Annotated in this window: 18 protein-coding genes and 1 other RNA gene; 8 read left to right on the top strand and 11 right to left on the bottom strand. The window is 65.1% G+C overall.

Annotation, left to right across the window (positions count from 1 at the left end; genetic code table 11):
• Positions 1 to 10: 10 nt before the first annotated feature.
• The 3 genes from recR to dnaX are packed head-to-tail and all read right to left on the bottom strand — an operon-like array spanning position 11 to position 2,992.
• Complete coding sequence (gene recR / locus Q0894_RS01710; RefSeq protein WP_299230934.1) at positions 11 to 616, bottom strand: recombination mediator RecR; 606 nt, start codon at positions 614 to 616, stop codon at positions 11 to 13.
• Positions 616 to 945, bottom strand: a complete 330-nt coding sequence (locus Q0894_RS01715) for a YbaB/EbfC family nucleoid-associated protein (protein WP_132041440.1) — start codon at positions 943 to 945, stop codon at positions 616 to 618. Before Q0894_RS01715 ends, recR begins: the two co-directional genes overlap by 1 nt.
• A 40-nt stretch (positions 946 to 985) precedes the next feature.
• On the bottom strand, positions 986 to 2,992 hold the full coding sequence (gene dnaX / locus Q0894_RS01720) for a DNA polymerase III subunit gamma/tau (RefSeq protein ID WP_299230936.1): 2,007 nt from the start codon (positions 2,990 to 2,992) through the stop codon (positions 986 to 988).
• A gap of 159 nt (positions 2,993 to 3,151) precedes the next feature.
• Between dnaX and Q0894_RS01725 the strand changes: the two genes are divergently transcribed.
• Complete coding sequence (locus Q0894_RS01725) at positions 3,152 to 4,117, top strand: DNA-binding protein (RefSeq protein WP_299230937.1); 966 nt, start codon at positions 3,152 to 3,154, stop codon at positions 4,115 to 4,117.
• On the opposite strand, the gene Q0894_RS01730 is transcribed toward Q0894_RS01725, so the two are convergent.
• From Q0894_RS01730 to ffs, 5 genes are all read right to left on the bottom strand, one after another.
• The gene (locus tag Q0894_RS01730) at positions 4,114 to 5,160 is read right to left on the bottom strand and encodes a histone deacetylase family protein (RefSeq protein ID WP_299230939.1); all 1,047 of its coding nucleotides are present in this window, start codon (positions 5,158 to 5,160) and stop codon (positions 4,114 to 4,116) included. The two genes, Q0894_RS01725 and Q0894_RS01730, sit on opposite strands and share 4 nt — an antisense overlap.
• A 12-nt stretch (positions 5,161 to 5,172) precedes the next feature.
• On the bottom strand, positions 5,173 to 5,967 hold the full coding sequence (locus Q0894_RS01735; protein ID WP_132041436.1) for an ATP-binding cassette domain-containing protein: 795 nt from the start codon (positions 5,965 to 5,967) through the stop codon (positions 5,173 to 5,175).
• Positions 5,964 to 6,845 carry an ABC transporter permease gene (locus tag Q0894_RS01740; protein WP_299230943.1) on the bottom strand — a complete coding sequence of 294 codons (882 nt, stop codon included), beginning with the start codon at positions 6,843 to 6,845 and terminating at the stop codon, positions 5,964 to 5,966. Before Q0894_RS01740 ends, Q0894_RS01735 begins: the two co-directional genes overlap by 4 nt.
• A complete protein-coding gene (locus tag Q0894_RS01745; RefSeq protein ID WP_299230945.1) occupies positions 6,845 to 7,807 on the bottom strand; it encodes an ABC transporter substrate-binding protein in 963 nt (320 codons plus the stop codon). The genes Q0894_RS01740 and Q0894_RS01745 overlap by 1 nt, the downstream gene beginning before the upstream one ends.
• 308 nt (positions 7,808 to 8,115) lie before the next feature.
• An RNA gene (gene ffs, locus Q0894_RS01750) (signal recognition particle sRNA small type) lies at positions 8,116 to 8,212 on the bottom strand.
• Between the two features lie 253 nt (positions 8,213 to 8,465).
• Between ffs and Q0894_RS01755 the strand changes: the two genes are divergently transcribed.
• The 3 genes from Q0894_RS01755 to Q0894_RS01765 all read left to right on the top strand — a co-directional run bounded on the left by Q0894_RS01755 (position 8,466) and on the right by Q0894_RS01765 (position 12,720).
• Complete coding sequence (locus Q0894_RS01755) at positions 8,466 to 9,689, top strand: ATP-grasp domain-containing protein (RefSeq protein ID WP_299230946.1); 1,224 nt, start codon at positions 8,466 to 8,468, stop codon at positions 9,687 to 9,689.
• A gap of 90 nt (positions 9,690 to 9,779) precedes the next feature.
• A complete protein-coding gene (locus Q0894_RS01760; protein ID WP_299230948.1) occupies positions 9,780 to 11,831 on the top strand; it encodes a hypothetical protein in 2,052 nt (683 codons plus the stop codon).
• 124 nt (positions 11,832 to 11,955) lie between these two features.
• Entirely contained in the window at positions 11,956 to 12,720 is a 765-nt protein-coding gene (locus tag Q0894_RS01765) for a TlyA family RNA methyltransferase (protein ID WP_299230950.1), read from the top strand.
• A gap of 18 nt (positions 12,721 to 12,738) precedes the next feature.
• On the opposite strand, the gene mscK is transcribed toward Q0894_RS01765, so the two are convergent.
• Positions 12,739 to 16,113, bottom strand: a complete 3,375-nt coding sequence (gene mscK / locus Q0894_RS01770) for a mechanosensitive channel MscK (protein ID WP_299230952.1) — start codon at positions 16,111 to 16,113, stop codon at positions 12,739 to 12,741.
• A 229-nt stretch (positions 16,114 to 16,342) separates the two neighbouring features.
• Here mscK and Q0894_RS01775 point away from each other — a divergent pair, with 229 nt between their 5' ends.
• The 4 genes from Q0894_RS01775 (at position 16,343) to Q0894_RS01790 (ending at position 18,504) form a co-directional block, all read left to right on the top strand.
• Positions 16,343 to 17,401 carry a phospholipase A gene (locus tag Q0894_RS01775; RefSeq protein WP_299230954.1) on the top strand — a complete coding sequence of 353 codons (1,059 nt, stop codon included), beginning with the start codon at positions 16,343 to 16,345 and terminating at the stop codon, positions 17,399 to 17,401.
• Between the two features lie 88 nt (positions 17,402 to 17,489).
• Positions 17,490 to 17,813: a DUF883 family protein gene (locus Q0894_RS01780; protein WP_299230956.1), complete on the top strand. Its 324-nt coding sequence runs from the start codon at positions 17,490 to 17,492 to the stop codon at positions 17,811 to 17,813.
• On the top strand, positions 17,813 to 18,208 hold the full coding sequence (locus Q0894_RS01785) for a phage holin family protein (protein ID WP_299230958.1): 396 nt from the start codon (positions 17,813 to 17,815) through the stop codon (positions 18,206 to 18,208). Before Q0894_RS01780 ends, Q0894_RS01785 begins: the two co-directional genes overlap by 1 nt.
• A gap of 2 nt (positions 18,209 to 18,210) precedes the next feature.
• Positions 18,211 to 18,504 carry a YqjK family protein gene (locus Q0894_RS01790; RefSeq protein WP_299230960.1) on the top strand — a complete coding sequence of 98 codons (294 nt, stop codon included), beginning with the start codon at positions 18,211 to 18,213 and terminating at the stop codon, positions 18,502 to 18,504.
• A 27-nt stretch (positions 18,505 to 18,531) separates the two neighbouring features.
• On the opposite strand, the gene Q0894_RS01795 is transcribed toward Q0894_RS01790, so the two are convergent.
• A complete protein-coding gene (locus tag Q0894_RS01795; RefSeq protein WP_299230962.1) occupies positions 18,532 to 19,017 on the bottom strand; it encodes a barstar family protein in 486 nt (161 codons plus the stop codon).
• Positions 19,014 to 19,391, bottom strand: coding sequence for a ribonuclease domain-containing protein (locus Q0894_RS01800; RefSeq protein WP_299230964.1), 378 nt, complete (start codon positions 19,389 to 19,391; stop codon positions 19,014 to 19,016). The genes Q0894_RS01795 and Q0894_RS01800 overlap by 4 nt, the downstream gene beginning before the upstream one ends.
• Positions 19,392 to 19,421 lie beyond the last annotated feature (30 nt).

The following is a 19,421-nucleotide window of genomic DNA, read 5'->3' on the forward strand; positions in this document are numbered from 1 at the left end:
GAGCGCAGGCTCACTCGCTCCGGAACGGCAGGCGACCATTGAAGGCGCGACTCAGGGTGCCACCGTCGACATACTCCAGCTCGCCGCCCATCGGCACGCCGTACGCGAGGCGCGACAGGCGAACCCCGTGGGCGGTGAGCTGCGCGGCGATATAGTGGGCCGTGGCCTCCCCCTCGACCGTGGGGTTGGTGGCCAGGATGACCTCCTCGACTCCCTCCTCGCCGACTCTGGCCTCGAGCCGGTCGAGCCCCAGATCCTCGGGACCGATGCCGTCCAGGGGCGAAAGGTGGCCATGCAGCACGAAGTAGCGGCCGCGATAGCCGCCGGCTTCCTCGATGGCGAGCTGGTCGGCGGGCGACTCCACCACGCAGAGCAGGTCGTCGTCACGTCGTGGACTCTCGCACAGCTGGCACACATCGTCCTCGGTGAGCGTTCGACAGCGCCGGCAGTAGCCGACTCTTGCCAGGGCGTCGTCGAGCACCGTGGAGAGCCGCCGGCCGCCGTCACGATCGCGTTCCAGCAGGTGCATGGCCATGCGCTGGGCGGTCTTGGGCCCCACGCCGGGCAGCACCCGCAGCGACTCCATCAGTTGCTCGATGAGGGGGGAGAAGCTCATCAGAACGGCATCTTGAAACCGGCCGGCAGATTCATGCCATCGGTAACTTCGGACATCTTGGCCTTGGAGTTGGCCTCGACCTTGCGAACGGCATCATTCACCGCAGCAGCCAGCAGATCCTCCAGCAGCTCCTTGTCCTCTTCCATGACGCTGGGATCGATATCCACCTTGCTGACGTCATGGCGGCCGTTCATGGTGACCTTGACCATGCCTGCCCCCGCCTCGCCCAGCACCTCGGCACGAGCGATCTCCTCCTGGACCCGCTGCATCTTCTCCTGCATCTCCTGGGCCTGCTTCATGATATTGCCCATTCCACCCTTGTTGAACATGGTGTGTCCTCTCTTGTCATCTAATGATGTAAATAGTCGTCTAGTGTAGGTCGCCGGCGGGTTTCACCGTGGACTCGATCAGGCGGGCTCCGAAGGCCCGCTGAAGTTGCTGTACATGGGGGTCACTCCCCAGCGCCTCAACCGCCCTGGCGTGACGCTGCGCGGCCAGACGCTCGGCCTGCTGACGAGGAGTCTCGACACTCGCCGGGATCTCGCCCTCCTCGACCTCCAGCCGCCGCGTGATGCCATGCTCGGCCAGGGCCTGCTGCATGCGCTCGATATGGATCTCGGCGCGCATGGCGGAGAGCGTCGGGTCGAGGCGCAACCGCAGACGCTCGCCATCATCCTCTTCCACCACACAGCCAGCGGCCAGATTGCGCGTCAGCCCACCCAGACCCAGCGTCTCGAAGCACGCCAGCCAGGCCGAGTGGCTGAAATGACCATTCGTCTCGTCTGACACCGCTGCCGGGGCGGGTTCATCGTTTGACACCGCTGCCGAGTCGGGTTCCTCGGCAACGGGAACCGAGACCGGCTCCGGCTCCGGTTCCGCATCGCCTGATGGGGTCGCCTCCTGTTCCATCGAGTGAGACTCGGCCGGCCGCGTGACCGCAGATGGCCTTTCCTCCCCGAAAGAGGAAGATGACACTGGGGGCCCTGCCGGTGACGGCGCCTCCGATGCCGCAGAGGGGTTCGGTGCAGACGCAGGCTCTGCCTCGACCCATGGCGGCGGTGGTGCCGACGACTCGGCAGGGGGCTCACTCGATGGCGAAGGATGGCGAGGCGCCTCGGGAGCCGGGGCTGTGGAGGGCGCGGATGACGGTGTCGCGCCCTCGGACTTGCTCCCCGACTCCTGACTACCGGCAGGCGGGGCGTCGCCCCCGTGGGGCGTGCCACCCTCGGAGTTGCCGCGCAGCGGCAGTGGCGTCGACGCCGGCTTCGGCACACCCTGGGGACGGAAGGCCAGCATGCGCAGCAGGGTCATCTCGAGCGCGGTACGTAGATCCGGCGCACTGGCCATGTCGCCACGCCCCTGGATGCCGATCTGGTAATAGAGCTGCACATCCTCGGCGGTAAATCGCGAGGCGAGAGCCAGCAGCGCCTCGCGATCGCCCTGGGCGTTGTCCAGGGCCTCGGGCACCATCTGGGCGATGGCCAGCCGATGCAGCACGCCGGTCACCTCGTCGAGCACGCCGGCGAAGTCCGGGGCATGCTCGGCCAGGTTGCCCACTTCGGTGAGCAGCCGAGCGGCATCCACATCGGCCAGCGCCTCGACCAGGGCCAGCACATGATGCTGATCCAGGGTACCCAGCATGGCTGCCACGTCGGCATGCTCGACCCGGCCCTGGCCGAAGGCGATGGCCTGGTCGGTCAGGCTCATGGCATCACGCATGGACCCCTCGGCGGCCCGCCCGAGCAACCACAGGGCGCTCTCCTCGAAGGGCACCGACTCGGCCGCGAGCACCTTGCCGAGGTGGTCGACGATGCGCTCCAGGGGCATATGCTTGAGGGTGAACTGCAGGCAGCGTGACAGCACCGTAGGAGGCAGCTTCTGCGGATCGGTGGTGGCCAGCAGGAACTTCACATGGGGCGGTGGCTCCTCCAGCGTCTTGAGCAGTGCGTTGAAGCTGCTGGTGGAGAGCATGTGTACCTCATCGATCAGGTACACCTTGTAGCGTCCCTGAGTCGGCGCATACTGCACGTTATCGAGCAGCTCGCGGGTATCCTCCACCTTGGTACGCGAGGCGGCATCCACCTCAATCAGGTCGACAAAGCGCCCCTCGTCGATGGCCAGACAGCTGTCACACTCGCCACAGGGAGTGGACGTCACCCCCTCGTCACCTCGGCCGCCGGCGGTACAGTTGAGACACTTGGCGAGTATTCGCGCCAGGGTGGTCTTGCCCACACCGCGGGTGCCGGTAAACAGGTAGGCGTGGTGCAGCCGCCCCTGATCCAGCGCATTGACCAGCGCACGCTGGACATGTTCCTGACCGACCAGTTCATGGAAGGTGCGCGGTCGCCACTTGCGGGCCAGAACCTGATAGCTCATGCGGCGCGATATCCTTGCGGGAAAACGGAGGCCGGCAACGCCGGCATGAAGCGCTCATTCTAGCGTCCAGGGGGCGCCGCGGAAAGCGAGCCGCGCTGCCCGAAGCCGTGGGGCTGTGCTAGTGTGGCCCTAATGGATCATTACAGGGACGACGATGCCATGAACCCATCTCGCGATAGCGTACACACCACCTCATCGCTTACCTACGAGCAGGTCGCCGCCGCGGCGGAAAACCTCGAGCATCGCGGCGCCGAACCCACCCTGAAACGGGTGCTGGAACTGCTCGGCACCGGCTCGCCCAATATCGTCCAGCGCCACCTCAGCGCCTGGCGTGATACCCGCAGCGTGCCCGAGCCCTCGGCTCCGCGTCTTCCCGCAGCTTTGATCGACGCCCTGGAGCGCGAGTTGGCGACCCATGCCAACACGGGGCTGAACGAGGGTCGACGCCTGGCCGATGAGTCGCGCGCCGACGCCACGACCCTGGCCGAGGCCGGCGAGGCCCTCGAAAGGCGTAACCACGAACTGGCACAACGGCTCGAGGCCACCGAACGCGCCGGGCAGATGGCCGATGAGCGCGCCAGTACCCTGCTGGCCGAGCGAGACCGCCTGCGCGACAAGCTGGAGCGTGAACGGCAGCTGGCCCATAAGGCCCAGCAGACACTCGCCGAGCAGCGCCAGCAGCTGGCCCTGCTGCGCGAACAACTGGAGGAGGCACAGCAGGCGCGCCTGACCGCCGAACGCGGGGCCCGCGCCAGCGAGGAGGAGCGCATCAAGGCCGAGCGCGCCCAGGCGGTGGCCGAAAGCCAGCGCGATGGCGCCCTCGAGCAGGCACATGAGAAGATCGAGCAAATCACCCTGCTCAAGAAGGAGGTGCAGGAGGAGCGTGCCCGCCAGCGCCAGGAGATCACCGAGATGCGCGCCGAGCAGAAGGCGCGCCTGGATACCGCAGAACGTGCCAGACAGGAGGCCCAGAATCACGCCCAGGAGGCCCTGCAACGCGCCACCAAGGCGGAAATACGGGCCGAGGCGCTGCAGGCCACCCAGAGCGCCCTCAAGTCACGCATGGACGCCATGCAGGTCCAGCAGCGCCAGCACGGCCGGCAGGCACAGACCGAGCGGGCTTAACCCCGCTCGACAGCCCCAGACGTCATGCCACTCAGCACATTGGCCACGTTGACACCGATCTCCTCCACCGCATAACCGCCCTCCATCAACAACAGGGTCGGCAGGCCCAGGGCCCCCAGGCGGCGTCCCATCTCGGTGAAGTCGTCGCTGCTCAGCTTGAAGGCGCTGATCGGGTCGTTCTCGAAGGTGTCCACCCCGAGCGACACGATCAGCAGCTCACAGCCCGTTTCACGGATGCGCTCCTTGGCGGCCTCGAGCACATGGAACCATACCTCGGCACCCGTGCCCTCCGGCAGAGGATAATTGACGGTATAGCCCGCCCCCTCACCCTCCCCCACTTCGTCGGCGTGCCCCATGAAGTAGGGGAAGCAGGTCATGGGGTCGCCGTGAATCGACACGAACAGCACATCGCTACGCTGCTCGAAGATCTGCTGGGTGCCGTTGCCGTGGTGGAAGTCCACATCGAGAATGGCGACTCGCGACAACCCCGCATCCAGCGCCCGTTGAGCGGCCACCGCAGCATTGTTGAAGAAGCAGTAGCCGCCGAACTGATCGACGGCGGCATGATGCCCCGGCGGACGACACAGGCCGAAGGCCGGCTCGCCTGTGGCCAGCACATGGTCCAGAGCCGAGAGCGCCACATCCTTGCTGGCCTGTGCCGCCTCGAAGGTGCCACCGCAGATCGAAGTGTCCGCCCCCAGGGCATAGTGACCCAGGCGCCCGTCGACACAGCTGGGGATTCGCCGCCCCGGCATGGTGCGAGTCGGCCAGATCCAGGCGATCGCCTCCCCTTCGCGCCCCAGCGCCTGCCAGTCGTCCCAGCAGGTCGCCAGAAAGTCGACGTAGTCGGCATCGTGAACCGCCAGCACCGGTGCCAGGCCGTGCTCGGCTGGCTCGACTACCTCGGTGAATCCCGCCTTGCGCAGGCCCTCAAGGATCATGTCGACCCGCTCCGGGCACTCCCAGGGCGGCACCAGCTGGCCGCCATCGAGCTCGGTCCGGGCGCGACGCGCCTTGCTCATTTCAGAGTGATAGATACGCATGACACCTCCCCTTCACCCCAGCAGCAGCGAATCGTCGTCGACCTGCTCACCGCGGGCACGCTCGAATAGTTTGAGCAGGTCGGGCACCTGAAGCCCGGCCCGCTGTTCGCCCTTGACATCGAATGCCACCTCGCCCTGATCCATCATGATGGTACGGTGACCCACATCCAGCGCCTGGCGCATGCTGTGGGTGACCATCAGCGCGGTGAGGCGCTGCTCGCGGATGATGTCGGCAGAGAGCTCCAGCACGAAGCTGGCGATTCTCGGGTCCAGGGCCGCGGTATGCTCGTCGAGAAGCAGAATCTCCATGGGCTGCAGTGCCGCCATCAGCAGGCTGACCGCCTGGCGCTGCCCGCCGGAGAGCAGGCCGATGCTGTCGTGGAGGCGATCCTCCAGCCCCAGTCCCAGACGCGCCAGGTTGTCGCGCAGGCGGCTGCGCAGGCCTCCATCCAGGGCACGCCCCAGTCGCCGGCGCCGCCCACGAGCGAAGGCCAGCGCCATGTTCTCCTCGAGGGTCAGAGTGCCGCAGGTGCCGGCCAGCGGATCCTGGTAGACGCGCGCCACCAGGTCGGCACGCTTGAAAGCCGACAACCGAGTGACGTCGCGCCCGCCGATCAGTACCCGCCCCGGCTGGGCGATGACCTCCCCGGCCAGCACATTGAGCAGCGTCGACTTGCCGGCGCCATTGCCACCGATCACGGTGACGAACTCCCCCTCATCGATGACCAGGTCGATCCCCTTGAGCACGTGATTCTCAAGCGGCGTGCCGGGGTTGAAGGTGACGTGGATATCCTGAAGTTCGATCATGCGACACGCCTCTTGCGTTTGAACCGCGGCAGCACCAGCGCGAAGCCGACCAGCAGAGCCGTCACCAGGTTGAGATCCTGAGCCTTGAGGCCGATGAAGTCGGCATTGAGTGCCACCGCCACCATCAGGCGATAGAGGATGGAGCCGAAGATGCACGCCAGGGTAGCCATCAGGATGGTGCGCCCGGGGATCAGCGACTGACCGCCGATGACCGCCGCCAGGCCCACCACGATGGTACCCACCCCCATGGTCACGTCGGCGCTGCCTTGGCTCTGAGCGAAGAGCGCACCTCCCAGCGCCACCAGGGCGTTTGAGAGTGCCATGCCGGAGAGCACCATCACCGAAGTGTTGATGCCGTTGCCCGAGGCCATGCGCGCGTTCTCACCAGTGGCACGCATGGCCAGCCCCACCTCGCTGTTGAGGAAGCGGTTGAGCAGGACCGTCACCACCGCCAGGCCGGCGAGGATCGCCAGCGGAAAGACGACATAGCGGCTGAACGGCAGCGACTCCAGCGGCGTGAAGATGGTGTCATCGGTCAGCAGCGCGATATTGGGTCTCCCCATCACCCGCAGGTTGATCGAGTAGAGCGCGATCATCGACAGGATCGAGGCCAGCAGATTGAGGATCTTGAGCTTCACCGCCATCCAGGCGGTCACCGTGCCGGCCATGGCACCGGCGACCACCGCCAGGGCGGTTCCCACCCAGGGGTTGCCGCCGCCCACGATCCATACCGCCGCCACGGCAGCCCCCAGGGGGAAGCTGCCGTCGACGGTCAGGTCGGGAAAGTCCAGAACGCGGAAGGAGAGGTAGACACCAAGCGCCACGAAACCGAAGATCAGGCCAAGTTCGATGGCCCCCAGAAAGGCTATTAGACTCATTACTCGAAGATCTCGACCGCCTGCTCCTCGAACTCGGCCGGGATCTCGTAGCCGATCTGCTCGGCGGCATCTCGGTTCAGGATCAGCTCGAGCTTCTCGACGGTGCCCACCGGCAGATCACCGGCCTTCTCGCCACCCAGGATGTCGGCGATCATCGCGCCGGTCTGGCGCCCCATGTCGTAGTAGCTGAAGCCCAGCGAAGCCAGGGCGCCACGCTCGACGGAGGAGTTGTCGCCGGTGAATACCGGAATATCGGCGTCGTAGCCGACCTTGAGCACGCTCTCCAGGGCCGAGACCACGGTGTTGTCCACCGGCACGTAGATGGCATCGGCGCGACCGGCCAGGCTGCGGGCGGCACCCATCACCTCGGAGGTGCGTGAGGCGGTCACCTCGACCAGCTCGAAACCCAGCTCCGGCGCCATCGCATTGAGCTTCTCGGCCTGGGAGACGGAGTTTGCCTCACCGGGGTTATAGACCACTCCCAGCCGCTTGGCCTCGGGGAACATGTCGCGGATCAGCTGCAACTGCGCCTGCAGGGGGGGCGCATCCACCACCCCGGTGATATTGGCGCCGGGCGCCTCCATGTCGTTTACCAGCTTGGCGATCAGCGGGTCGGTGACGGCGGTGAAGACGATGGGGGTATCATCTTGCAGTGCCGAGGCCGCGGCCTGGGCCGAAGGCGTGCTGATCGCCAGCACCAGGTCCGGGCGATCACCGGCGAACTTGCGCGCGATCTGAGCAGCGATGGAGGTGTCGCCCTGGGCGTTCTGGAAGTCGACCTCGAGGTTATCGCCCTCCACATAGCCGCGCTCGGCGAGCTCATCCAGCGCTCCCTGGCGGCTGGCATCCAGGGCCGGATGCTCGACGATCTGGGTGATGCCCAGGTTGACGGTCTCTGCCTGGGCCACCCCGGCCACCAGCATGGAGCCCAGCACCGCGGAGAGAATTCGACGCCGCATCATGATGTTCCCTCTTCTTCGTATTGATGAGTTATTCGTATTGATGAATTGTTGCGATAGAGAAGCGAATGAACGGCCTCGGAAAGGCCGAGGCTGCACCTTAGCGCGCTTCGCGGCCGCGGCCAATACGACCTTCCAACGAACGACCGTTCATCAGCTCCGCCGGGGATGGCAGCCAAACGACAGGCAGCGTTGAAGAGACCGGATAATCGAAGAAAAGAAGGGAAGACAAGGGGGATGGAAAACAGGCAGGCGGCCAGGGGGGCCAAAGCACCATGCCGAGGCGGTTCGGACGCCCGAAATGGAGGCGGCCCCGACAGCCACATCCCGGCACACGCGTCCACCACTACCGTTGCTCCCTTCCGGGCCTGGCGGGGTTTGCGGTTTAGCGTTGCGGGAGGACCGACGGGGCCACCACAGCACGACATCATGGCGATGCCAACTCGACCTGTTTGACGTTATCGATCAACGTCTTGCCGAGTGGATGCGCACTATAACAGCCACACCTGGCGCAGGCAAGGATGCGTGACGGCCGCGTTCGGGATGTTGGCCAACGCTGCATGCTGTAGCATGAAGACTACCCTTACTTAGTGAATGCCGTAATTATCACTATACGGCATGACAGGTAGGAGTCACCATCGCGAATAACAGGAGGCGCCACATGAAGAAGGATCCGAACAAGGGGCATATCGCTCTGCTGGGCTGGAGCCTGAACGCTATCGAAGCCGCAGAGAACTTCGACCGACGCTACGTCGTGGTGGCGCCCGACTGGGCGGAGGAGTACTGCCAGAAGCATGACATTCCTTACGTGCCATGGAACTTCGAGCGCCTGAACGATCGCTCCATGGAGATCGCCGAGACGCTCAAGGAGATGGGCGTTAACGTGGCCATCCCGCTCTTCGAGGAGACCGTAGAGTGGGCCGGGGCGATCAATTCGGTACTGCTCGACAACCCACGTCTCTACGGGCAGTCGCTGCTGCTACGCGACAAGGCGTTGATGAAGCGCCGTGCCCAGCTCGGCGGCATCCGCGTCGGCATCTTCGAGGAGGCACATGACAAGGAGGACGTCATCCGCTTCCTCAAGCGGGTCAACCAGACCCTGCTCAAGCTCGACGGCGACCCCAATGACCCCATTCACCTCAAGGCGTTCGACAAGGCGGGTTGCCTGGGTCATCGCGTGATACGCACCCCTGACGAGGTCGATACCATCCCCGAGGAGGAGTTCCCGGTGCTGATGGAGTCGCACCTGGATGGATGGGAGTTTGCCGTCGAGGCGTGGATCCATGACGGCAAGATCGTCTTCCTCAATATCTCCGAGTACGTGACCCTGGGCTATTCGGTATTTGTGCCGGCCTCGCCGGAACTGGAGAAGTACCGCCCCCAGATCACCGCTCAGATCGAAAAGTTGATCAAGGCCTTCGATATCGAATTTGGCCTGATCCACCCAGAGTACTTCGTCACCAACGACGGCGAGATGTACTTCGGCGAGGTGGCCTACCGTCCGCCGGGCTTCAAGGTCTTCGAGCTGCTCGAGCGCGTCTACGGCTTCAATGCCTACCAGGCCTCGATGCTGGTGTTCGATCCCAAGAGCACGTCGGAAGAGGTCGCCGAGTTCTTCCCCAGAGAGGTCGAGGATGCCGATGGTTACGCCGGCTGCTTCGGGGTATACCCGCGGCTTCGCGTGGTCAGCAAGCTGGAGATTCCCGAAGAGGTCGAGGACGACCCCTACTTCGAATCCCACGAGCTCACGCCGCCGCTGGAGGAAACGGTCACCAAGCGCACCGCCTTCGGCACGCACTGGGGGCTGGTCTACTTCAAGGGCGACGAAGCGGCACGCATGAAGGAGCTGCTCAAGAGCCTGGAGGAGCTCGATTTCTATGTATGAGCTGAGGTCTCCATCAGGGCGTTGGCTTGATTTCTTCGCACGATCTAGGCGTCATGGTAAGCCATGACGACCTGACGACAAGGAGTCAGCGTGACAACGCATGACGACACCCAAGCGGGTGGCGACACCACGCCACCCGATGATACCAAGCTTCAGCTTCTGCTGGAGAAGCTCGACGCGGCAACCACCCTACTGGAAGAAGCGCGCGACTTCGCCAAGCCAGGCAAGCTGCCCCGGGTGCTCGATACCGCGCGCCGCGTGCTGCTTCAGGAGGGCGGTGCCGCCGCCGTCGAGGCACGCGCCCAGAGGCTGGAGCAGGCCGGCGTCTTCGACGGCTCCGACTGGGAGACCCCTCAGTATCTGATTCCTACCCTCACCACTCATGCATTGAAGAGTGCCGATCCCAACGTGGTGGTGATCGAGACACTCAGTGAGCTGCGCCTGCTGGCGGTAGCCAAGGGCGAGTATCTTCATCCCGTGGTCTCCGCGGAACAGGCGCACCACTACCTGACCCAGACGATGGCCATCAATCTGTGGCTGCTGTTCGGCGCCCCCAGCGAAGCCGAACGCGAGACCCAGGGCCGACTCGCCCAGGTGCCCCGCCACCTGTTTCGCCATCTTGCCGAGCGTATCGGCTATGAACATATCATCGATCGCCTGATCGCCGAGATCTGGCGGATCCTCGAGCAGCGCCCGATCCAGGTCGAGCCGGTCAAGCAGATGATCACCCAGATCGCCATCTGCCAGGCCGACCCGACAATCGATCTGGGCGCCAGCGGCCAGGGAGCCGACCGTCTGGTCAGCTCGCTGTTTGGCCCTACCCGCGCCTGTCGCGAGGACCCCGGCCTGGAGGTGTACCGTGAGCGACTGGCCAGCATGGATGCGACGGCGCTTCAGGGTGAAGCCACTGGGTTCGCTCGGGCCATGCATGACACGGGCCTGGTCTCCGCTTATCACCCCGTGCTGCTGCGCCATCTGCTGGACCATAACGATCATCTGCTGGCGGAAGCACTGGGGCTTTCCTCCACCGGGCGGGACTGCCTGCTCTGCTATCGTGAGCTTGTTTCGGCGTTGATTCGCGGTGGTGTGCACTCCGCCACCCCCCAGGCCGCCTACGGCCTGGCCTTGATGCTCGAGCGCGGCATTCTCTATCAACCCCCGGTCGCACCAGCCATGTGGCGACAGCTGAGCCTGTCGCTCTCGGAGTGGTCCAAGGCCCGACTCAACCTGGCCTTCGGCGAGGCCGTCTCGCCGCGGGCTAGGCTGCTCGAGGGTGTGCTGTGCATGCTCGGCCAGCCGCTGGGCATCGGCCAGGGCAACAACCCGACCTGCCAATCGGCCCGCGCCCTCTCGATCTGGGCCTACAACGATCCCGACTACCTGCTGCAGATGGTGGCCTGGGCGGCCCGCGACGACGAGATCATCATTCACTTCGAGGGCATGCCGCTCTCCTCGATGGCCAGCATGTCAGGCGTTGCCCAGACACTGCCCCTAGACCTCGATCCGGTGTCGTTGATCGTGGTGCCGCATCTGGACCGCATCTATGCCGAGATGGGGCGACGCTGCATCGGCCGCGAGGGTGACCCCCACCGCTGGGTCAACCCCGAGTTCCACGGCTGGTGGTCGGGACGTGGTTTTCGCATCAATGTCGATGTGGCCACCGGCCAGATTCAGGACCTGGACTCCTTCCTGCGGCACTTCTATGCCAGCTATCACCCCTACTACAACGGTAACCAGCCGCTGATTCACCCTCAGCCAGCCGGCATTGCGGTCACCGATAGCGCGGCCCGCTTCATCGGCTGGCATGCCATCACCATATTGCGGGTCAACCTCGACCCCTCCGAGGTGATGCGGGTCTACTTCTTCAACCCCAACAATGACAGCGGACAGGACTGGGGTGACGGCATCCAGGTCAGCACCGCCGACCACGGCGAGCGCTTTGGCGAGTCCTCCCTGCCCTTCGATCAGTTCGCCTCGCGGCTTTATATCTTCCATTACGATCCGCTGGAGCGCGGCGAACTGGCCGAGGTCAGCCAGAGTGAACTGGACCGGGTCGCCGACTACCTCTATCGCAGCTGGGGGGCCGACCGCATCCCACCGACCGATCTGCAAGCCGCCGAGGGACCGGGCAGCTCGCCGTGATGCCGGCATGGTCAATGGAGAAGCCGCTCACCCAGCACTCGCCTAAAGAACGGCGGCTCTCCCGTCGCTACAACGGAAACTCTCCGCTGGCTATAATGGCGCCCTTTTCCCGCCAGGAGCCCCCATGCCTCGCCTCGACCTGCTGCTCGTCACTCAGGGCCTGGCCCGTTCACGCACCCGCGCCCAGCGACTGATTCGCCATGGCCGGGTGAGCCTGGCCGACTCCGACCGAGTGCTGACCAAACCGGGGGAGAAGCTGGCGGATGATACCCGGCTGTCGGTGACGGATGATCCGGAGGAGCGCTATGTGTCCCGGGCAGGGCTCAAGTTGGAAGCGGTCCTTCAGGCGCTGGAGCTCCAACTGGAGGGACAGCTGGTGCTGGATGTGGGGCAGTCCACCGGCGGGTTCACCGACTGCGCCCTGGTCCATGGTGCGCGACACGTGATCGGCATCGAGGTGGGGCATGACCAGCTCGACCCCAGCTTGCGCGATGACCCCAGGGTCACCTGCCTGGAAGGGCTGAATGCCCGCGCCATGGCCAAGGATGCGCGACTGGCGAAAACCCTGGCCGCCCAGGGAGGCGGTGCACCGGACCTGGCCGTGATGGATGTCTCCTTTATCTCCCAGACACTGATCCTGACCGAGCTCGCCACTCTGCTGGCCACGGGTGGCCGCCTGGTCAGCCTGGTCAAGCCCCAGTTCGAAGTAGGCCCCGGCGGTGTCGATTCCCAGGGGCTGGTTCGCGACACCGCACGCTATGCCGAGGTCGAGGCACGCATCCGCCAGTGCTGTCGCGATGCCAACCTGGTCATCCAGCACTGGCAGGAGAGCCCGATACGGGGCGGTGACGGCAACCGCGAGTTCCTGCTTTACGCCATACGCGGCTGAGTACCGCTATCAGGAAGTTCAGCGGCCACCATCCCCCTCCCCATCCAGGCCACCCTCGCCCGCACCATCGGCATCCCCCGTCTCGATGTCCCCCGGATCACCGTAGGTCCCGGGGGCCGGATGGCCTTCGGCCGGCCCGGCGGCGTCTCGGCGCTCGACCCTGCGCTCCACGCCATCGACGGCACGATGCAGTCGAACATCGAGCTGATTGAAGGCGATCTCGATATCGTGTTCGGCAAACAGCTCGCCCACCCGCGAATTGATTTCGTCGGTGGCGAATAGACGATCCCCCAGGGCGTTGACGAAGATACGCAGTTCGAAGTCGAGGGTGCTCGCACCATAGGCCATGAAGAAGACCTGGGGCTCCGGGTCGGCCAGCACGCGTGCGCTCTCCTGGGCGGCCTGACGCAGCAGGCGGTGCACCAGGCGAGGCTTTGAGCCGTAGGCCACGCCGTAGGTCAGCACCACACGAGTGACGGTATCCGAGAGCGACCAGTTGATCAGCTGGTCGGTGACGAAGGTCTTGTTGGGGATGATGATCTCCTTGTTGTCGAAGTCGGTCACCGTGGTGGCGCGAATGCGGATACGACTCACCGTCCCGGTAAGGTTGCCCAGGGTCACGGTATCGCCGATGCGCACGGGTCGCTCGAAGAGAATGATCAACCCCGAGACGAAGTTGGCGAAGATCTCCTGCAGCCCGAAACCGAGCCCCACGCCCAGCGCCGCCACCAGCCACTGCAGCTTGTCCCAGGAGACCCCCAGGGTCCCCAGAAACGACACCAGACCGGTCCCGATGATGGTGTAGGAGAGCAGCGAGGTGATGGCGTAGGCGCTACCCTGCTTGAGCTCAAGACGCGACAGCACACTGACCTCCAGCAACCCCGGCAGGTTGCGTGCCAGCATCATGGTCAGCGCCACGATAAGCAAAGCGGTGAAGACGTCCGCAACCGTCAAGGCGTCGGTAACCAGGTCGTCGCCTTCCCCGCCCCAGATCGCCACCTTCTCCAGATAACCCAGCACGGTCAGCAGGTCGGCCCACACCAGGTAGAACAGCAACACGAAGCCGATCAACAGGATCAACTTGGAGAGTCGCAGCGATTGCTGATTGATCTGCTCCATGTCCAGGGGCGGCTCCTCGACAACCTCGGGGCCGCCCTCTGCCCCCTCCTTTCCCTCGGCACGGCGGCGGGCCAGGGCGCGACGAAACGCCAGGCGGCGCGCCGCCACCGCCAGCCCTCGCACCACCGAGGCTTCGACCAGAACCCATAGCCCGAGCAGATAGAGCGTGACCACGAAGCGTCCAATCAGGCTAAGCGCGGTATACTCGAACCCGCCCAACACCAGCCCGATCAGGATCAGTGGCACCCCCGCCATCGCCAGTCCCAGCACCAGGCGAAACAGCTTGACCCCGAAGAACGGCGCATGGGCCATGATCAGCTGCGTCAGCTTCACACTCATTACCAGCAGTCCCAGCAACAGCAGTCCCAGCGCCACCGGACGATTGCTCAGGCCAAACTCCGACTCACGGGCCAGGGTGGCGATCCCCAGCACCGGCACCAGGGTGAGTCCCAGCCAGCCCATCTGACGATAGAGGCGCAAGGCGTAGTCCGCCGGCCAGTGGAAGTGGGTCGTGGCCACACCATCGGATACCAGCAGGCGACGCGACCAGGCCACTACCCCCCAGGCCAGGGAGATCTCCAGCCCGGCCTTGCCCAGTGCCTGGGCGGTATCATCCCCACCCAGCAGCAGTGCCAGGCTGGCCGCCGCCAACAGCAACGGTCCCGGTGCGGCCATCAGCGCATTGAGCAATATCGCCAGCGGCGTATGCAGTTGGGTATCGCTGCGCAGTCGCCCGATCTGCTCATGCAGCTCGGCCAGGCGCGCCTGGATGCGCCGGCGCCTCCATAGCAGGGCAGCCGCCAGCAGCAGGGGCAGCAGGCCCGTCAGGGCGCCCACCGTGGGGAGACTCCAGGTGGTGGGCAGGGCCTGCCGCCATTCGCCATCTCGCCACTCCAGGGCAAGATTGTCGGGCAGCTGGCGCAGCCAGGCGAGCCCCAGCGGGCGCGTGCTGGCGACCCAGAACAGCTGTTCGTCGATGGTGGCACGCAGCCCTTGGGTCGTCTCTCGGAGCTGTTGCTGGTTCAACTGCAGCTCGATGGCCGAACTCAGCAGGCTGCCGTAGGTCTGTTCGAGACGATCGACCAGCTCCCGACGCGACTGATACAGCCGTTTCAGGGAGTCGATCAGAGCTTCACTGCTCGCCACCCCGGCCTCCTCCAGGCGCTGCCGAGCCAGGCGCTCCCCCTCGCGCAGCTGGTCGCGCTGATTCGCCAGATCGAACTGACGCAGACGCAGGTCAGCGATCTCATCCTGCAGGTCGCGCCGCGTGGTGACCTGAGGCAGGGCTCGACGCTGTTCACGCAGGATTCGCGCCAGCAGGGTCGAGCCGCGGATCGCCTCGATCTGCTCGGTGAGGCTGCGCTCGAGCTGGCGCACCTGGTCAAGCTGACTGCGCAGCGTAAGGTTATCGCGCACCAGCACGCTGCTGCGATCATTGGCTCGCAACAGTTCCTGACTGAGGGCACGGTTCACCTGCTGGGCGCTCACCAGTACCGGGTGCCCCTCCTCCAGCAGCGGGTCGTCTCTTACCGCATCGGCGATGGCCTGCTCGGATGCCATGCGCCGCTTGCGCTCGATGACATTCTGCAATACCGCAAGCTGCGCCTCACGACGCGACTGCTGACGCGTCAGGAGCTCCTGGCGCTGCTGATCCAGGTCGCGCAGGCGGCTGTTGGTACCCAGCTCGCGCTGATGATAGAGCAGCCGCGCCTCGGCCAGGGCACGAGCCACCTGGCGTCGCCAGCGCCTGGGGTCATCTGCGGGAATATCATTGACATCCAGCTCGTCGAGATCGCGTCTCGCCTGCTCGACCCGACGCATGGCCTCGGCGATGGCTTGCTGAGCACGCTCAGGCAGGGTCTGGGCCGTCAGCAGCTGAGCGTTGACCTCGGCGAGGCGATCCTGAAGGCGCTGCAGCTCCACGACCGCCCGCTGCTGACGCGCTTCCAGTTCCTCGAGAGAGAGCTCATCCAGCTCGGCGGCGGTGGTTCGGCCGGTCGCGGCCTCATCTTCCAGCTCACGTTCCAGGCGCAACAGAACCTCGGGCGCTTGATCCACTCGCGTCTCTAGTGCTTCACGGCGCTTCTCGACCTCGTCCAGGGCATCGAGGTCGGCGAGTGTGGCGTTGAGAAGCTCGATCGTGGCCTGTTCTTCACCCGAAGGGGCAGCCTCGCCGGCACCCTCTTCCAAAGCCGTCAGCTGCTCCTCCACGGCGGCACGCTCGGGCAGTGGCTTCTGCTGAGCCAGTGCCGGCCACGTCATGGCCAGCAGCATGCACCCCAGCAGAATCCATCCCAGTAACCTGCAGACCGCTGGATATCCTCTGCCCCGCCTGGCACTTCCCGCTGTTGCCGTTCTCACGCCCCTCTCCCGTTGCGTTTTCCTGGCTGTCGATTCTGTGCCCCCACCCTCGGCAAGGCAATCGCGATTCTCCAGTGCGGTTGACTTGTCTTCCGGGCGTGGTAGAACAATCATCCAGCCCCTTTTACCCTGGATAACCACCATGCGCCCGCCGATTCGCACCGCCGCCCTTGCCTGTCAGGCTCTATTGATCGTCGGCACGGCCCAGGCGGCACCGGACGCGACCAGCCGCGCCGAGCTGGAGGCTCGCCTGGCCGAGCTTCACACCGAGGCCGCTGCAGTGCAGGCCAGGCTCGACGCCATGGATGCCCAGCCAGTCGATGCCATACCGGACGCACGGGAGTTCGTCTGGCCCCAGGAGCAGCTAGCCCCGGCCGATGTTGCCGTGGCCGAGGCCGCCGGCCGTCGTCAGCTGGAGCAGGCCTCGAACCGCAACCCCTATGCCATCACCGCTTACCGGCGCAACTACCTGTTTCCGCTCACCTACAATCGAAAGCCCAATCACGACTCCTATGCGAACCTTACGGGCGAGGACGGCATGGAGCGCAGCGAGCTGAAGTTTCAGTTCAGCGCCAAGGTCGCCCTTTCCGAAGGACTGTTCGGTAAAACCGGTGATCTCTACTTCGCCTATACCCAGCGCAGCTGGTGGCAGGCCTATAACACCGACGACTCCTCGCCGTTCCGCGAGACCAACTATGAGCCCGAGGTGTTTCTCAGCTTCGACAACGACTGGCAGATGCTTGGCTGGGCAAATATACGCAACCGTGTGGCCATCAATCATCAGTCCAACGGCCGCTCCAACGAGCTGTCGCGCAGCTGGAATCGCCTCTATCTGGAGACGGTCTTTCAGCGTGGCAACTGGGCGGTAAGCCTGGCACCGCACTACCGCCTGCCGGAAACTACCGGGGATGATGACAACCCCGATATCGAGCGCTACATGGGCTATGGCGACATCACTATCGCCCGCCGTTTCGATGAGGACGAGCTCAGCCTGCTGCTGCGCGGCAACCCCGGAGCCGGCCATATGGGGGGGCAGCTCGACTACTCCTGGCCGCTCTTCGACAGCAGAGTCCGTGCCCATGTACAGTACTACCATGGCTACGGCGAGAGCCTGATCGACTATGATCAGGACACTCAACGCCTCAGCCTGGGGTTCAGCCTCAATCCGCTGTTCTCTCCCAATAGCGGCATGCTGCGCTAGCCCTGCAGGCCTTACGGGCCGGGAGACTGCCAAGCCTCATGCCGGCTGCTATGCTGGACCTGTCACCCACCGTCACAGGAAGACTCGAATGGCAAATCGTAATCAGGTAACCAACGCGCAACTCAAGGAAGATCTGCAGCACCTCACCCAGACCATCGAGGAGATGGTCAGTGCCACCGCCGATGATTCGCGCGGCAATATCAAGGAGCTGCGCGAACGTGCGGAGAAGCGGCTCAAGGAGACCCGCGATCGACTCGAGGCTCGCGGCGAACGCCTCTACGGTGATGCCCGGGAGACCCTCGACCATCAGGTCGATGCCTGTGACCGTTATGTCCGCGAGAACCCCTGGACCAGCATCGGCATCGGCGCCGGCGTAGGCCTCGTGATCGGCATGCTGCTCGGGCGGCGCTGATGGCATCCAGCCAAGGACCGGCTCAGCGTATCTTTACTGCCGGCAGGCGCCTGCTGGGCAGCCTGCTGGCCAGCGGCGAGACGCGCCTGCGTCTCGCCGTGCTGGAGCTGGAAGAGGAGCGCGCCCGCCTGGTCGGCATGCTGCTGCTCGCGGGACTGGCACTGATCCTGTTGCTGCTCGGCATCGCGGTACTCACCACCCTGGTGATCGTGTTCTTCTGGGACAGCTACCGCTTGACCGCCATCGCCGTCAGCGCGGGGGTCTTGCTCTCCAGCGGCCTGCTGCTATGCCTGCGAGTCATGCAGCTGGCGCGCAGGCGCACCCTGCTGGCCAGCACCCTCAAGCACCTCGCCACTGACCGTGAGCTGCTGGAGCAGGAACGCAAGGAGGGCTGACGATGACAGCTGACAACGAGGCGCCGCTCAGCCGAGCTCAACGCAAGGCCGAGCTGGAGGCACGCATCGAACAGCAGCGGGTGGACATTCTGGTCGCGGCCAACCGCTGGCACACCGCCGCCGAGTCGATCGACAGCGGCTGGCATGCGCTGATGCGCTTCAAGGTCCCCCTCTATGCCATCGGGGGAGTGCTGATGCTGGGGATCGGCAAGAATCATAGTCGACTAATACGCTATGGTCGCCGTGCGACCGCCAGCGCCCTGCTGATCAACCGCCTGCGTCGACTGCTGAGCTAGCGCGTCGCAGTCATTACCCTCGATGATTCACTTCGCGCCTGGCCCCAGTGGCCATTCCGACACTGTCTGTAGCGCGGCTGAGACCGGCGTCTCGCCGACAATCACCGTAACCAGCGCATGACCGCGGGCTGCCCAGTGCTCGGCGGCATCCTGCATCAACTCGACGAAGGCCGCCATGGCGGCCTCATCGGCGGGTGCCGCGGGCACCAACACCACCAAGGCCCGCTCCTCGCCCCAGCCAAGCTCCGTCAGGCAGTCCCAGGCGGCATCCCAGTTACGCCCGAAGTGGTCGGGAAAGGCCAGGCTCGCCGCCAGGCCATCGAGCAGCGCCTCGCGACTCCAGTAGGGTGCCGCCGGAAGCCGGCGCCACTCGACCCCTGCAACAGCCCCTCTCTTCTCGTTCACTGACTCGACAGGCGCCTCGATCCGCGCCGCTTCCAGACGATACACCCCGGCGTGGGCGGGATCGCTCAGATAGCGTGCCAGGGTCTCGCTCTCGCTCGTTGTGCTCAACGTCGATCCTCCAGTACCCGAAACGAGTCATAGTGGTCATCGGTGTAGTAGAAGACCTCGGGAGGCTTGCCGCCGGTCACGATACGCCGCGCTCCACGGTGGGAGAGGCCCGGCGTGTCCACGGTGTATTCGCGATAGTAGCCCCGCGGCTCCTTCGGCAGCCTGCCCTCGCGATTGAAGAAGGTCGTGCCATCCTGGTCGTGGGGAAAGGGACCGCCACGCTCGATCAACCTTAGCGTCGCCTCGATCTGCGCCTGCCCCGGCAGGCGCTGTTCCACGGCAGGGAGCTCTGCACTGCCGCGCCACTCCAGCTGCCCCTCGAGCCAGGTGAGGCCCGCCAAGGCCAGCAGGGCCACCAACAGCACTTTCTTCATCGTCCAGGTCTCCGTTCAGACTAACGGTTT

This window comes from uncultured Halomonas sp. (assembly GCF_947501415.1).
Lineage (GTDB): Bacteria > Pseudomonadota > Gammaproteobacteria > Pseudomonadales > Halomonadaceae > Halomonas.